Source organism: Bacillus sp. MC1252 (genome assembly GCF_056838025.1).
In genome coordinates this window covers 246,687-260,987 of record NZ_CM166369.1, presented here as the reverse complement: position 1 = coordinate 260,987, position 14,301 = coordinate 246,687, and the positions used below count along the sequence as shown (strand labels likewise).

The 14,301-nt window shown below is 43.9% G+C and carries 13 protein-coding genes; 7 read left to right on the top strand and 6 right to left on the bottom strand.

Annotated elements, in window-relative coordinates:
- Positions 1 to 102: 102 nt before the first annotated feature.
- Complete coding sequence (locus ACYH0L_RS01475; protein ID WP_099726171.1) at positions 103 to 1,320, top strand: multidrug effflux MFS transporter; 1,218 nt, start codon at positions 103 to 105, stop codon at positions 1,318 to 1,320.
- Positions 1,321 to 1,348: 28 nt separating this feature from the next.
- Here ACYH0L_RS01475 and ACYH0L_RS01470 read toward each other — a convergent pair whose 3' ends face one another.
- From ACYH0L_RS01470 to ACYH0L_RS01455, 4 genes are all read right to left on the bottom strand, one after another.
- On the bottom strand, positions 1,349 to 1,510 hold the full coding sequence (locus ACYH0L_RS01470; RefSeq protein WP_180275463.1) for a hypothetical protein: 162 nt from the start codon (positions 1,508 to 1,510) through the stop codon (positions 1,349 to 1,351).
- Positions 1,507 to 2,094 (bottom strand): DUF1700 domain-containing protein, encoded by a 588-nt coding sequence (locus tag ACYH0L_RS01465; protein WP_230031226.1) that lies wholly within the window; start codon positions 2,092 to 2,094, stop codon positions 1,507 to 1,509. Before ACYH0L_RS01465 ends, ACYH0L_RS01470 begins: the two co-directional genes overlap by 4 nt.
- On the bottom strand, positions 2,087 to 2,404 hold the full coding sequence (locus ACYH0L_RS01460) for a PadR family transcriptional regulator (protein WP_099726173.1): 318 nt from the start codon (positions 2,402 to 2,404) through the stop codon (positions 2,087 to 2,089). Before ACYH0L_RS01460 ends, ACYH0L_RS01465 begins: the two co-directional genes overlap by 8 nt.
- A 97-nt stretch (positions 2,405 to 2,501) precedes the next feature.
- Entirely contained in the window at positions 2,502 to 3,332 is an 831-nt protein-coding gene (locus ACYH0L_RS01455) for a YitT family protein (RefSeq protein ID WP_249704779.1), read from the bottom strand.
- Between the two features lie 335 nt (positions 3,333 to 3,667).
- Here ACYH0L_RS01455 and mmuM point away from each other — a divergent pair, with 335 nt between their 5' ends.
- Together mmuM and mmuP are read left to right on the top strand one after the other, a co-directional pair.
- Complete coding sequence (mmuM, locus tag ACYH0L_RS01450; RefSeq protein ID WP_099726175.1) at positions 3,668 to 4,606, top strand: homocysteine S-methyltransferase; 939 nt, start codon at positions 3,668 to 3,670, stop codon at positions 4,604 to 4,606.
- Positions 4,607 to 4,652: 46 nt separating this feature from the next.
- Positions 4,653 to 6,056, top strand: coding sequence for an S-methylmethionine permease (gene mmuP / locus ACYH0L_RS01445; protein ID WP_099726176.1), 1,404 nt, complete (start codon positions 4,653 to 4,655; stop codon positions 6,054 to 6,056).
- Positions 6,057 to 6,141: 85 nt separating this feature from the next.
- Here the strand turns inward: mmuP and ACYH0L_RS01440 are convergent, their stop codons facing one another.
- Together ACYH0L_RS01440 and ACYH0L_RS01435 are read right to left on the bottom strand one after the other, a co-directional pair.
- Entirely contained in the window at positions 6,142 to 6,627 is a 486-nt protein-coding gene (locus tag ACYH0L_RS01440; RefSeq protein ID WP_099726177.1) for a hypothetical protein, read from the bottom strand.
- 107 nt (positions 6,628 to 6,734) lie between these two features.
- Entirely contained in the window at positions 6,735 to 9,401 is a 2,667-nt protein-coding gene (locus ACYH0L_RS01435) for a S8 family peptidase (protein ID WP_482354285.1), read from the bottom strand.
- Positions 9,402 to 9,643: 242 nt separating this feature from the next.
- Between ACYH0L_RS01435 and ACYH0L_RS01430 the strand changes: the two genes are divergently transcribed.
- From ACYH0L_RS01430 to mngB, 4 genes are read left to right on the top strand one after another with little or no spacing between them, the layout of a single operon-like run.
- Positions 9,644 to 10,102, top strand: coding sequence for a PTS sugar transporter subunit IIA (locus ACYH0L_RS01430; protein ID WP_099726179.1), 459 nt, complete (start codon positions 9,644 to 9,646; stop codon positions 10,100 to 10,102).
- The gene (locus ACYH0L_RS01425; protein WP_099726180.1) at positions 10,099 to 10,428 is read left to right on the top strand and encodes a PTS fructose transporter subunit IIB; all 330 of its coding nucleotides are present in this window, start codon (positions 10,099 to 10,101) and stop codon (positions 10,426 to 10,428) included. Before ACYH0L_RS01430 ends, ACYH0L_RS01425 begins: the two co-directional genes overlap by 4 nt.
- A gap of 36 nt (positions 10,429 to 10,464) precedes the next feature.
- Positions 10,465 to 11,583: a PTS fructose transporter subunit IIC gene (locus tag ACYH0L_RS01420; RefSeq protein ID WP_017358746.1), complete on the top strand. Its 1,119-nt coding sequence runs from the start codon at positions 10,465 to 10,467 to the stop codon at positions 11,581 to 11,583.
- Between the two features lie 28 nt (positions 11,584 to 11,611).
- Positions 11,612 to 14,275 carry a mannosylglycerate hydrolase gene (gene mngB / locus ACYH0L_RS01415; protein WP_482354284.1) on the top strand — a complete coding sequence of 888 codons (2,664 nt, stop codon included), beginning with the start codon at positions 11,612 to 11,614 and terminating at the stop codon, positions 14,273 to 14,275.
- Positions 14,276 to 14,301 lie beyond the last annotated feature (26 nt).

Sequence of the window (14,301 nt, the reverse complement as noted above, 5' to 3'; positions counted from 1 at the left end):
CAATCATTTTGCCCGAAATCGGCTTTCGAAATTTTTCATTGAAAAGGAACGCTTGATTCATTATGCTGATTTGAGGAAGTATACGAGGAGTGTTGTCATCATATGAGTTCTTTATCTTATCCCCAAGAATCGAAAAAAAATCGATTTCTCCTTGCCGCATTGCTTGGTTCTTTAACAGCCCTTGCACCGCTGGCAATGGATATGTATTTACCTGCTTTGCCTAATATCGCCCGGGATTTTGAAGCAAGCACGGCTTTGTCCCAATTAAGTCTCATGGCTTGTTTGATTGGACTCGCGCTTGGACAGCTGATTGCGGGACCGATCAGTGATACGATCGGCAGAAGAAAGCCGCTGATGATTGGCTTACTCATCTTTATAGCAGCATCTCTTTTATGTACAGTGGTCACATCGATTTGGACGTTCATTCTCTTAAGGCTGATTCAAGGACTCGCTGGTTCAGCAGGTATTGTGATTGCACGAGCCATCGTACGAGATCATTATGAAGGGTCAGAGATGACGAAATTCTTTGCACTGCTAATGCTAGTCAACGGAGTTGCTCCGGCAGCGGCACCGATTGTGGGCGGACAGATTTTACGCTTCACAACATGGCAGGGTGTATTTGTTCTACTAGGAATCCTTGGGGCTTTGATGCTGGTCAGATCAATGTTTTCACTACAGGAAAGCTTACCTGCGGAGCGCAGACAGACCGGAGGTTTTCAACAGATTGTTGGTGCCATGAAAATTTTAGCGAGTGACCGTCTCTTTGTTGGATATGCTCTCTCGCAAGGTCTTGTATTCGCAGCGATGTTTGCCTATATTTCTGGCTCACCGTTTGTGCTCCAGGATCTTTTTCACCTTTCTCCACAAGGATTTAGTGCTGCCTTTGCGGTGAATAGTCTTGGCATTATCACAGCTGGACAAGTATTTGCCCGTGTCGCTGCAAAAATCGGAGAAGAGAAAGTCCTTCGCATTGGACTGCTGACAGCTGCCCTAGGCGGCGTCACCCTATTTATCATGATTTCCATTGATGCAGGATTGTATGGCATTCTCATTCCGCTCTTTTTTGTTGTCTCAAGCGTTGGGATTGTCGGCACCTCTGCACCGTCTCTTGCGATGCAGCACCACGGTGCGCATGCAGGGAGTGCTGCTGCCCTCATCGGTGTCGCGCAAATGCTGCTAGGCGCATGCATGACACCTCTTGTCGGCTTAGCCGGCAGCCAAACGGCCTTTCCAATGGGCCTGATTATTATGCTTTGTGAACTTGGCGCACTTTGTTGTTATTTCTTCTTTGTTGCCCGAGCGAAAAAAAGACCCGCATAAGCGGGTTTTTTCATTTCATAATGACCGTCTACCAATTGATGGTGCGGAACACGTTGTGCTCGTCATTTGTGTGATATGCATCTACATCAAAGCCTGATAGCGCAAAACCAATTGCCATGACAATTCCTCCGACAACGGTGAAAATGATACCCCATTTGAAGCATTGTTTCTTTAATTCATTCACGTTCATATTCTCACGACCTTTTTTCTAAACATCCCCATGAATGCGTTAGTGGTTTGAACAGTCAAATGCACAAATAGCTTTGTCAAATACACCGTGGCTATGCCGCATAATAATCCAACACCTAATAGAAGAATACCCACGCCAATCTGCGTCACCACCACATGCAAACCGTCCTGAAAAATAAATGGAGAACCAATGATGCTCCAAAAACCTCCAAGCAGACCAATCAGCGTCACTGTACCTGTCACGAGCGGAATGCACCAAATCACCATATACACAGAAAGAATCAGCAGGAAGACTGTTGCTAAAATACTGCCCCATAACGGAAAGCCTAAAATGAGAATGGAGAGTCTTGTGGCTTTTTCTCCAAACGTCGGCACCTGAGCAGTTTTCATTCCTTGTTCCTTCATAATTCCTTCAGCGATGATGGCAGGCTGCCCGACTTGATGAACCGCTTCCTGTTCACTGTATCCATCTTCCTGATAATCCTCGATCATCTCATCGTAGTATTCGATAAACCGTTCACTTTCTTTTTCGCCTAGACGATGCAGGTGCTTCTCTAAGCTGGCTAAAAATTCTTTTTTATTCATTGCCCTGTCCTCCAGAAATAAAGTCGTAAATCGCCATCACCTGATCCCATTCCTCTAAAAACTGCGCCATATGCTCCCTGCCGCTTTTTGTCATCCGGTAGTACTTTCTTAATCGACTGTTATGTTCCTGGGAATAGGTCTCTACATAATTGTTTTGCTCTAGCCGCTTTAATATTGGATATAATGTTGATTCAGATATCTCAATACAATGGGACATATCTTTAATGATTTGATAACCATAGGAATCGCCTTTCTTTAATACCGCCAGTACACAAAATTCCAGCAATCCTTTTTTTAATTGTGCATTCATGATTACAACTCCTAACCATTTATACTATACAATACATAGTATTGTGTGACAAGAGGTATAAAGCATAAAAAAAGACCCGATTTGGGTCTTTTCGTTTTTATATATTCACAAATCCTTCTCCAAACACATCCCGCACATCATGGACAACAACGAATGCGTCTCGATCAATTTTCTTGATAATTTTCTTTAACCGCATGAGCTCTTGCTTTTGAATGACAGCGTAGAGAATTTCCTTCGATTCCTTTGAATAATGACCGCGACCGTTTAAAATCGTCACGCCTCGGTCAAGGGTGTGATTGATTTCTTCGGCAATATCATCTTTGCATGAAGAAATAATCGTGACCGCCTTTTTCGTGTTGAGTCCTTCTATGACGAAGTCCATCACCTTTGTGGCCACGTAAAGCATCACAATGGTAAACATTAATTTTTCCGCACCAATAATAAAATAGGAAGCAAATACGACGATGAGATCAAAGAACAAGATGGCGTAGCTCACGTTCCAGTCTAAATACTTGTTGGCAATTCTTCCGAGAATGGCAGAACCCGCCGTTGTACCGCCTGCTCTTAGCACAAGACCAATTCCAATACCGATGATAATTCCTGCGAAAATCGCTCCAATGATCAATTCATGTACATTCACGACCCATGTTGTGGTCAGGTGTAGAAATAGGGAGTTACTTGCGACGGCAACCACTGTGTAAATCGTCGTCTTCTTGTCCAAAAATTTATACCCCACCAGCAATAAGATGGCATTAAACACAAGATTCGTCAGCCATGGTGCAATCTCAAACAAATAATAAAAAATGATGGACAGCCCCGTTACGCCGCCTTCACCAAATTCAAGCGGAATGACAAACATGTTCACAGCTGCGGCAAATAAAAAAGAACCAACAAGAATCATTGCAATATCTTTTACACATTTTTTCATTTTCTTCTTTCCTCCTTTTTTAAGCATATAAAAAACCCTCTTTCTGCACGAAAGAAGACTGTCGTTGGACAAAATAAAATCAAAAGACAGCGCCTTTTGATGAAGCTTTCTGAAATGAACCTTTCCATAATATATATCTCTTTTTAGAGGCTGTCAATGACTTGGTTTTCTATTATTTTAACTGCATGTTTATGCACGAAAACTCGCTTGTTTTCAGGGTTTTTCCGCCATGATATGCTTTTTCCTCTCCTTGACAAAAACACTTTAGTCATTTAAACTACTGCCTCATATCATACCCATCATTTCCGATCAAAAAAGGAGGTTGTTCTATTCCTATGAACCCTATTCAAAGCCGTTTACAGGCTCACGCACCTTTGATTTTAGATGGCGCACTTGCAACGGAGCTTGAACGAAAGGGCTGTGACTTAAACGACAGTTTATGGTCAGCCAAAATACTCATTGAACAGCCAGAATTGATTCAGCAAGTACATTTGGACTACTTCCAAGCGGGTGCTGACTGTGCAACAACCGCCAGCTACCAAACAACGATTGATGGCTTCGCAGAAAAAGGCTATTCAAAAGAAGAAGCCATTGAACTCATGAAACGATCTGTCACTTTAGCGAAAGATGCACGCGATCTTTTTTGGCAGGATGAAACGCGTCGTGAAGGAAGGACAAAACCCTTTGTCGCTGGATCTGTGGGGCCATTCGGCGCTTATTTGTCTGATGGTTCAGAATATAAGGGAAATTACGGACTCACAGAGCAGGCACTCATTGATTTTCACCGACCAAGAATTCAGGCATTAGTCGAGGCTGGTGCAGATATTCTTGCGTGTGAAACGATTCCTTGTCTGGTTGAAGCAACGGCCATCGCAAAACTGCTGCGGGATGAATTCAGCGGTGTGTATGCTTGGATCACCTTCAGCGCAAAGGATGACCTGCACATTAGTGAAGGTGATTTGCTGAGAGAATGTGTACAAGCACTTGAGCCGTATGAAGAGATTGCTGCTGTTGGCGTGAACTGTACACCGCCGCAATTCATCTCTTCTCTCATTCAAGAGATGAAAAAGGGAACGAGCAAACCGATTGTGGTGTATCCAAACTCAGGTGAATTATACGATCCTAAAGAAAAGGTATGGAGCGGAGATACGTCTCATCATACGTTTGGTGAATGTGCGCATCAATGGTACAAAGACGGCGCGCGCATCATCGGCGGCTGCTGCCGGACGACACCAGAAGATATTACTGACATCCTCAAACGGACAACATCGTAGCAACATGAATCAACTCACATACTTCTAAGCAAAAGGGCGGGAAGACATGGAACAAGCAAAAGATCAGTCACAACAATATCAACGAAAAATGACGAGCCGGCACCTGTTCATGCTTTCGTTAGGCGGCGTCATTGGAACAGGGCTCTTTTTAAGCTCAGGGTATACCATCAGCCAAGCGGGACCTGCAGGAACGATTCTTGCCTATCTTGTCGGGGCATTAATTGTGTATCTTGTGATGCTCTGTTTAGGTGAGCTGTCTGTCGCAATGCCGGTTACAGGGGCTTTTCATACGTATGCAACAAAATACATTGGTCCTGGCACGGGCTATACGGTCGCTTGGCTTTACTGGCTGACGTGGACAGTCGCACTTGGTTCGGAATTTACAGCGGCAGGACTTTTAATGCAGCGCTGGTTCCCAGACACATCGGTTTGGATGTGGAGTGGTGTTTTTGCTCTTATCATCTTTTTACTTAATGCATTTACAGTCAAATTCTTTGCAGAATCAGAGTTTTGGTTTTCTAGTATTAAAGTGATGGCGATCATTCTCTTTATTATTCTTGGCGGAGCTGCAATGTTTGGCTTGATTCCATTAAAAGGTGGCGAGGCCGCTCCGTTCTTTTCTAACTTTACTGGAGAAGGCGGACTTTTCCCAAACGGATTTTTACCGATTTTAATGACCATGCTTGCCGTCAATTTTGCTTTTTCGGGTACTGAATTAATTGGCATTGCTGCGGGTGAAAGCGTCAATCCAGATGAGACCATCCCGCGGGCGATTCGAACGACCGTGCTGCGTCTCGTCCTGTTTTTCGTCGGAACGATCATTGTTTTAGCCGGCTTGATTCCAGTGGAAGAAGCCGGGGTGATCAAAAGTCCATTTGTCGTGGTTTTTGATCGGATCGGTATTCCTTATGCTGCAGATTTCATGAATTTTGTCATTCTGACGGCGATCTTATCAGCCGCCAACTCGGGACTGTACGCGTCATCTCGCATGCTCTGGTCACTTTCTGAGGAACGGACACTGCCTAAGAAGCTAGCGAAATTGACATCAAAGGGAATTCCTTTGAATGCACTCATTTTAAGTATGATCGGCGGTATTCTCTCTTTGCTATCGAGTGTCATCGCACCGGAAACGGTGTATCTTGTTCTTGTTTCGATCTCTGGACTGGCCGTTGTTGTGGTCTGGATGGGGATTGCTGCCTCACAGTTCATGTTTCGGAAAAAATTTTTACAGGATGGCGGACAGCTGCATGATTTATCCTTTCGAACCCCGCTCTATCCAGTGGTTCCGATTGCTGCCTTCTTCCTGTGCCTTGCATCTGTGATCGGCATTGCCTTTGATCCAAATCAGCGGATTGCCCTCATCTGCGGCATTCCTTTCATCGCGCTCTGCTATGCTGCATATTACGTGACGGCTTGGATTCGCAAAAAACGAGAAGAACCTGGTGTCTAGCACCAGGTTCAGGATGTCACTAGCTGACATCTTTTTCTATGAAAAAAACGACAAGGCTGCAGCCAAGTCGTCTTTTTTTACCGTATTAACGATTGCGTAATGTATATGCCAAATGATACACACTTGTGACATTTGAGGAAAGCTTGATGTCGTTTGAAGTGAACGTCACTGGAACGATATCGTAATAATGTGTAGACCAGCCTGCATTGTTGTACGTACGGTAGCCTGCACCTGAAGGAACTTGGATCGTCAGTGAAAATTGTCCATTCTCATCCGTTGTGCCTGTCGCTGTTTGGGCCAATGATTTGATGGCTGCTTCAAAATAAAGCTGGATTGGCTGATTAGCCATGAGGTTTCCGTTCGTATCTTTTAATGTTCCTTTAAAAACAGCTGGATGATAGGAACCCACTCGATATTTGCTGCCAGATCCGTAATTCACCTTTCCACCATCTGCTGCTGTGACACTTGTTACTTGTACAGATGCTGGTACTGCTCCTGTTTCCTCTGCATGTGCAAAGCTTGGGAATACGAGAAGCAATGATAGAAAGAATGCAAACATGATTTTTTTCATCTATAAATCCTCCTTTTTTTTCCTACTTTATTACTATCGACAGTAATTGGTATTTTTCCAGTAACAAACCAAAAAAACTTCCCTTTTTAGAAAGGGAAGCACTTAAGCTATTTTTTCACGACAACTTTCACCGCTTTACTTTCTCTTTTTCTCACATCGGAAGCTGTCACGTATAAGACGGTTTTTGCTTTTTGCGGCTTGATTTGGGCAGTAAATGCACCCTTACTATTGGTTTTCACCGTTTTGATGACTTTCTTTGATTTGTTTTTCACTTTAATGGTCAAGCCTGCACCCGCAGTCCCTTTGACCGTTTTACTTTTGACCGTTACTTTACCTACCTTCGGCTTAGCAGGTGCTTTGCCCTTTTTCACGACTGTTTTGAGAGAAGTCGCGGCCTTTCCTTTAGAAATCTTGATGTGCAGCACTTTGTTTTTGTTCTGATGCTTGATCTTCACACTAAAGGTTCCCTTTTTGCTTGCCGTGCCTTTTCCGAGTAATGTCTTGCCTCTATACACAGAAATAGCAGCACCTGCTTTCGCTTTTCCTGTCACCTTTTGATGCTGATCCTCTACTTTGTTGACAGATGCATTCAGTTCAACAGCACTTAATGCGGCAAATGCATTCAGTCTGCCATGTCCTGTCATCCAATCGATACCCGGAATTTTCGGATCGACAATTGGCTCCTCGTTTTCGTCATAGAAAACGTCATCTTTTCCATCAACAGATGTAAAGGAAATATCATCGGCTGTACTTTGCAAAATATTCCTCACTTGATTTGGTTTTAAGGATGGATTTTTAGAAAGCAGTAATCCTGCTGCTGCTGCAACATATGGTGTAGCCATTGATGTCCCGCTAAGGTAGGAGACATTCCCATCCGGCATTAAGCTTGGAATATCAGAACCCGGTGCAGACATGCTCAGTCCTTTGCCATAGCTTGAGAACTCAGCGGCAATATCCATGCGGTTGCTTGCGCCAACCGCCATTGCGTATTTTGAAGTCGCAGGATAGCCCATTTCTGGAATGCCATCATTTCCGCTCGCCACGACCACTAGTACATTCTTTTGTGCAGCATAGTTCATGGCATATTCAATGACCCTGCTGTAGTAGCCGCCAAGACTCATGTTGATGACCTTTGCGCCTTTGTCCACCGCATGCTTGATCCCAAGAGCAATATGCTCTGTATCTCCAAATCCATAGGCATCCAGCACCTTGACCGGAATAATGCCCGTATGTTGGTTCAGCCCTGCCATCGAGTAATGATTATCGGCTTTTGCAGCAATGATGCCTGCTACATGAGTACCGTGTCCATTGTCATCAATCGCATCTTTATTTCGTCCAATGAGATTCGCACCTAAATCCGTACGAACGGTTCCGCTTAAATCTGTCAAACGGCTGTCGACACCTGTATCCACAACAGCAATTAACGTTTGCTTCATTTTGCTTGTGCCAATTAGTGTATTCATTTGTTCAAACTTCACATCGGCGCCTTTTTTCCCGCTGTTTTGTGCACTGTTTTTCAGCGGCCACTGGTAACCATACTGCACATCATTGCTAAACGCACGATAGGTTTGCACAGGCTCTGCAAATTCAACATTCGGCATGCTGGATAGCTTTCTTGCAGTGCTTTTGATGACGGCTTTGCCTGCTTTTAGTGTCTTTCCAGCTGATCCTTGCCCTACTGGCACATCATAGACATACATTCCTTTAAATAAAGGACTCACTGACTGCGATGTCACACGATTTTCTTGGATTCCATAGCTTTTCATCTTCTTTTTCGCTGATTGAAGCGTTTGGCCATCCTTTAATTTAAAAATGATTTTGTTCGTTTTGACCTTTTCTTCTTTTACAAGCTTTTGCTTCTCTAGTACATAACCGACCGATTTTCCTTCAAGCTGATCGATTCCAATTTTTTGACTCACTGCTTCTAATTCCTTCTTTAAATATGCCGGACTTGCCTCTTTGAGCATATTAAAAAGGGAGCGGATCGCCTGTTGTTCTTTCTCTGTGACGATATGACCGCTGAATGCACCATTTTTCTCTATGTCACTTAGCAGTGATTTTAATGTAAGCAGATGATTGTATACCTTTTGCTGCTCTTTTTGATGTTTGATCAGCTTCGATTTGAGAAACGGCTTTGTTTTTTGAAGCAAACGAGCGAGCTTCTGACCATCTGCTGTTTCATTGAAACGTTTATCTTCGATCGTACGAATGGATTGAAGGATTTCACGCCCATACTTTTTCTCAATAATAATGATTCCAGGCTCTTCTTCTTCAGGAAAAATCGGTTCAGATGGCGGAAGATTGGCTCCTTTATACCCGATTGTATATGCCGCATCCTCTTCCTCATCACGGCTGTCTTCCTCCGAACCTAAATAGAGCACTTTGACAAAGTAAGGACCTGACCATGCATGCGGGAAGTCGATCTCTGTCTCTCCGCTTGCTGTGTCCACACGATATCTGGAATAAGTGTCATCCTTCATCGCTCTGTCCTTACTTGGATAGACCGATATGGACAACATTTGTTTACTTTTTACAGAAATTTTCATATGCGTATGTTTTGCCACCTCTTGTGCAGGTGGCGTAATTTGATACCATGACTCTTCCTTTTCATTCTGTAATGCACCTGAGATGACTTCACCATTTTTCAATCCAATGGCTTCATTGACATTTGTTCCTTTACTGGCAGCTGCTGCCTCGTATCCAGGTAATGCTGCCATACATAAAATGATGGCCATGAGTACCATCACACAGGATTTGACCTGCTTTTTGAACATGAAAAGACCCCCTTATCTTTTACGATACCTTGGAAGAATATCACAGAAAGACATTTAGTAGAATCTGTTTTTCACATAATTAAACTCGTTTTAAGCTAGGATTTGAGATAATCAGACAGCAAGACTTATTGCCTCATAAACTTTTTGCCATTTCAAACGGAAAATGATGCTATTTAACCATGTCGAAAAGTACATTACAATCAACTTGTAAGCGCTTAACAAACAAGAGAGAAGGGATCAGCTTGTTCCAAAAAGATCATGTTTTCACACAAGTAAACGGTCAATCAAAGAATGAGATTTTACAATACATTTCCGAGAAAGCTGAAGACCTTCATATTACAAACGATCAGTCGAGGTTATTAGCAGATTTGTTGAAACGCGAAGACGAAGTCTCAACAGGACTTCAGCAAGGCTTTGCCATTCCTCATACAAAAAGCTCCACTGTACAAACGGCTTCACTTCTCTTTTTAGAACTTGAACAGCCCGTTGAATGGGGAAGCTTCGACGATTTACCGACGAGCTATTTATTTACACTGCTGGTTCCACTAGAAGAGGCAAATGTCACGCATCTGAAACTACTGTCAGGCATTGCCACTAGCTTAATGGAGCCTGCTTTCATCGAAAAGATTCAACCTGGTCAAACAGCTGACTATTATTACGAAGTCATTGAACAACAATTGAAAGAGGGGATTACACAATGAAAATTGTCGGTGTCACTTCATGTCCAGCAGGGTTAGCTCATACACCAATGGCAGCAAAAGCATTAGAGAATGCAGGTAAACAGCTCGGACACGAGATCAAAATCGAGCAGCAAGGAATTATGGGACAGGTGAATGGCATTACAGCAGAGGAAGCAAGACAGGCAGACCTTTGTATCATTGCCTCCAATCAGCATATCAACGATGCGGAACGTTTCTCAGGCATTCCCACAGTACGTGTCGAGATTGGACGCGCCTTAAAAAATGCCGAGCAAATCATCACAAAAGCCGTAGCACTTGTTGAAAAGAAAAAATCTGAATCTCAATAAACGTGAGCAATGCCATATAGAAAGGAGCAAAGCAAAATGAAAGCAAAATTAAAAGTCATTGAAGGCCATCTCATGACCGGTATTTCTTATATTCTTCCTGTGATCATCGGTGCCTCACTTATCGTTGGTTTAGCAAAACTAGTCGGGTTAGGGTTTGGTGTTTCAGATTTAAACGCCTATAAGGATGCTGGCGGCATTTTACACGGCGCCTATTTAATGGAGCAGGTTGGCTGGACAGGTATTGGCTTAATGAACGTCCTGCTCGCTGGATTTATCGCCTATTCGATTGCGGATAAATCAGGTCTTGCGGCCGGTTTTATCGGCGGTGCCCTCGCCAGCTCAACAAATGCTGGATTTATTGGTGCCGTCATTGCAGGATTCTTCGCAGGATATGTTGCTCTTTTTGTGAAAAGAAAAATTCAAATACAAGGCTCTGCAGCAGGGCTCGTCCCTCTGCTCATCCTGCCGCTCATTACCGTTGGCTTAACCGGACTTCTCATGTCCGTTCTGCTGGGCGGGCCATTAGGCGCTTTGAACACGGCATTAATTGAATGGATTAAAGGTATGGTCGCTGACGGCACAAGCACACTTGCACTCGCTCTGATTCTAGGCGCGATGATTGGCTTCGACCTTGGCGGACCAGTGAATAAATCTGCTTGGATGGCTGGTAACGCACTCTTCCTGTCAGGCGTCTACCTCCCTGCCATCCTCGTCAATATTGCGATTGTCATTCCGCCGCTTGGGTACGGACTTGCGACATTGATTCGAAAACGCAACTTCTCCCCAACCTTTAGAGAAGCCGGACGAGGCGGCTTGGTCATGGGCATTATCGGCATTACAGAAGGAGCGATTCCTTTTACCCTCGTCAATCCTTTGAAATTGATTCCGCTGAATGTCGTCGCTTGTGCTGCTGGAAGCGGGGTAGCTGCATTATTAGGTGTCCATGACATCATGCCGCCAATTGGTGGACTATATGGGTTCTTCTCAGTTGGAAACTGGTGGGCTTATTTAATCGGTGCTCTTACTGGCGCACTCGTTATCGGTATTGGCGCCAACCTGCTTGTAAATTTCTCTGAGAAAAAAGAGCCTCAAAAGCCCGAACATGATCAGAAGCAGAAAGAAGAAGACGATTTTGACCTTGTGCTAGAAGGATAATTTGAACAAAGAAAGGTGTCGTTGATCAATGACTGTCAATGTACATGTGATTCCACATACACACTGGGACCGGGAATGGTATTTCACCACCTCCCGCTCCCGTATCTACTTAATGAAAAGCGTAATGGACATTTTAGACACCCTTGAAACAGATGAAAGGTTCCATTACTTCATGCTCGATGCCCAGGCATCCTTATTGGACGATTACCTCAAATGGCGTCCAGAGGATGAAAATCGAATCAAAAAGCTCGTCACGGCTAAACGCCTCATCATCGGCCCATGGTATACACAAACCGATCAGCTCGTCATTTCAGGTGAATCGATTGTACGTAACCTGCAATATGGAATTGAGCGCTGTCAGCAGTTTGGCCATGTCATGAAAGTCGGTTATGTCCCTGACTCCTTCGGTCAATCCGCACAAATGCCTCAAATTTATCAAGGCTTTGGCATTGTAGATACAGCATTTTGGCGTGGCGTTTCTGACCATATGACGAATCATACAGAATTCAATTGGCGAGGCGCTGATGGCAGTGAAGTCTTTGCAGTGAACCTGCCATTTGGCTACTACTACGGTGGAAATATTCCTGAGAAGGATGAGGAATTACAAGCTTTTCTGTCTGAAAAAATCGGTGCGCTGCAAGCAAAGGCGACCACAAAAAATGTCTATTTTCCAAACGGCTTTGACCAGGCACCTATCCGCAAAAACCTGCCTGACTTATTAGAAAAAGCCAATGAACTTGACGAGCATCACTATCAAATCAGCAGTCTAGAAGATTACATTGCAGCGGTGAAAAAAGAGCGGACGTCTTTTGACACATTACAAGGAGAGCTCATTCATGCGAAGCATATGCGGATTCATAAATCTATTTTTTCAACAAGAGCAGATTTAAAAATCTTAAACAATCAAATTGAAAACTATCTCGTTAATGTGATGGAACCCATCTTAACGATCAGCTATTCACTCGGGCACGATTATCCGCATGACACCGTTCGTGATATTTGGTACCTCATGTTTGAGAATGCAGCGCACGACAGCATTGGCGGCTGTAATAGTGACACGACGAATCAAGACGTCTTCTTCCGCTACAAGCAGGCAAAAGAAATCGCCGAGAACCTTGTCGATTTACACATGCGTCTCATCGCCATTCGACTGCAAACAGAGCAAGAAATCACGTTCACTTTATTTAATACATTGCCTTCAAAGCGTTCTGAAGTCATTGAAGTCGAAACCTTTATCACGGAACGTCCTTTTACGCTAAAAGACGCAAATGGAAGAACTCTTCACTACACGGTGAAAAGCAAAACCGATGTCACTGATTATGTCTTGGCACAGCAAATTTCTCTTAATCCAAGCAAAGAGGTGTACATGCCAAAACAAGTATGGAAAGCCGTTCTGATCATTGAAGCAATCGATTTACCATCAGTTGGTTATACACAAGTCAGCATGGTCTTCGATGAATCAAGCGAATCCGTATGGGAACAAACAGAGGGCCGTGTCATTGAAAATACGTATTACCGCATTGCGGCAAATGACAATGGGTCACTCGAGATCACTGATAAACAAACAGGACGAACATTCTCTGAGCAAATGATCTTTGAAGACAATGGAGACGATGGGGATTCCTACAACTATTCACCACCGCGTGAGGATCTTTATGTATCGTCTAAAGATATCTCATCAGCAGGCATCACAGTGTCTAAAAGCGGGTTACAGGAGGAGCTTACCATCCAGCTTCATCTCACTGTCCCGTATGACTTAAAGGAACGATCGGAGCAAAAGGTCACGACTTCCCTCCCAATCACAGCGAAGGTGGCGTTAAATAAAGATGAGGCTGTCATCCGTTTTCATGTGGATGTCGACAACCATGCGTTAGACCATCGTCTGCGTGTACTATTTGATACAGGCATTGCATCAAAAGTATCACTGAGCGATCAGCAGTTTGGCACAATCGAACGTCCAACAGAGCTGACGCAAGAGCTTGAATGGTGGAGCAATGAGCATTGGGAAGAAAAGCCGATCACCATTGAACCGATGCAATCATTTGTTGCACTTCGTGATGAAGCCTACGGCGTCACTCTTTTGACCGACTGTGTGAGAGAATACCAAATCACAGGCGAAGACTACACAACGATTGCTTACACCCTCTTCCGCTGTTTCGGAAAGATGGGGAAAGAAAATCTTCTTTACCGTCCTGGCCGGGCATCTGGGGAAAAAATCGTTGAGACACCTGACGCTCAGCTTCAAGGCGCGCTATCGTTCTCATTTGGCATGCACTATAGCCAAGAAGCAGTAAGCGAAGGACACTTAGCGCAGCTTGCCAAGCGGTATTCCACTCCAGTTCAATGCTACGGGCGGGCAGACTTTTTAAACGGTCGTTTAATTTTTTCTTTCCGAGATGAAGAAGAAGACTTACAATCTACTTATAGCCTGCTTGACATTGAAACAGACGGAGCGATTCTAAGCGCCTTGAAAAAGGAAGAGCATGGAACAGGCATTGTCATCCGTCTCTTCAATCCATATTTAACGCGTCAAACAGCCGCTTCAATCAATAGTTCATCTCTACAACACGGAGAAACAGCGAATTTAGGCGAAACACCTGAAGGACATATACTCAAAGCACAACATGGATCATTACAGATTGAACCGCTCACACCTTGTCAGGTACAAACCTACATTGTAAAGAAAAAATGAACATGTAGGGGCGGGATCCATTTGGA

Bases quoted from the DNA above. Each gene is read 5' to 3' on its own strand.
- ACYH0L_RS01460 (WP_099726173.1), bottom strand. From the start codon at position 2,404: ATGAATGCACAATTAAAAAAAGGATTGCTGGAATTTTGTGTACTGGCG.
- ACYH0L_RS01475 (WP_099726171.1), top strand. From the start codon at position 103: ATGAGTTCTTTATCTTATCCCCAAGAATCGAAAAAAAATCGATTTCTC.
- ACYH0L_RS01465 (WP_230031226.1), bottom strand. From the start codon at position 2,094: ATGAATAAAAAAGAATTTTTAGCCAGCTTAGAGAAGCACCTGCATCGT.
- mngB (WP_482354284.1), top strand. From the start codon at position 11,612: ATGACTGTCAATGTACATGTGATTCCACATACACACTGGGACCGGGAA.
- ACYH0L_RS01470 (WP_180275463.1), bottom strand. From the start codon at position 1,510: ATGAACGTGAATGAATTAAAGAAACAATGCTTCAAATGGGGTATCATT.
- ACYH0L_RS01420 (WP_017358746.1), top strand. From the start codon at position 10,465: ATGAAAGCAAAATTAAAAGTCATTGAAGGCCATCTCATGACCGGTATT.
- ACYH0L_RS01455 (WP_249704779.1), bottom strand. From the start codon at position 3,332: ATGAAAAAATGTGTAAAAGATATTGCAATGATTCTTGTTGGTTCTTTT.
- ACYH0L_RS01435 (WP_482354285.1), bottom strand. From the start codon at position 9,401: ATGTTCAAAAAGCAGGTCAAATCCTGTGTGATGGTACTCATGGCCATC.
- mmuP (WP_099726176.1), top strand. From the start codon at position 4,653: ATGGAACAAGCAAAAGATCAGTCACAACAATATCAACGAAAAATGACG.
- ACYH0L_RS01425 (WP_099726180.1), top strand. From the start codon at position 10,099: ATGAAAATTGTCGGTGTCACTTCATGTCCAGCAGGGTTAGCTCATACA.
- mmuM (WP_099726175.1), top strand. From the start codon at position 3,668: ATGAACCCTATTCAAAGCCGTTTACAGGCTCACGCACCTTTGATTTTA.
- ACYH0L_RS01440 (WP_099726177.1), bottom strand. From the start codon at position 6,627: ATGAAAAAAATCATGTTTGCATTCTTTCTATCATTGCTTCTCGTATTC.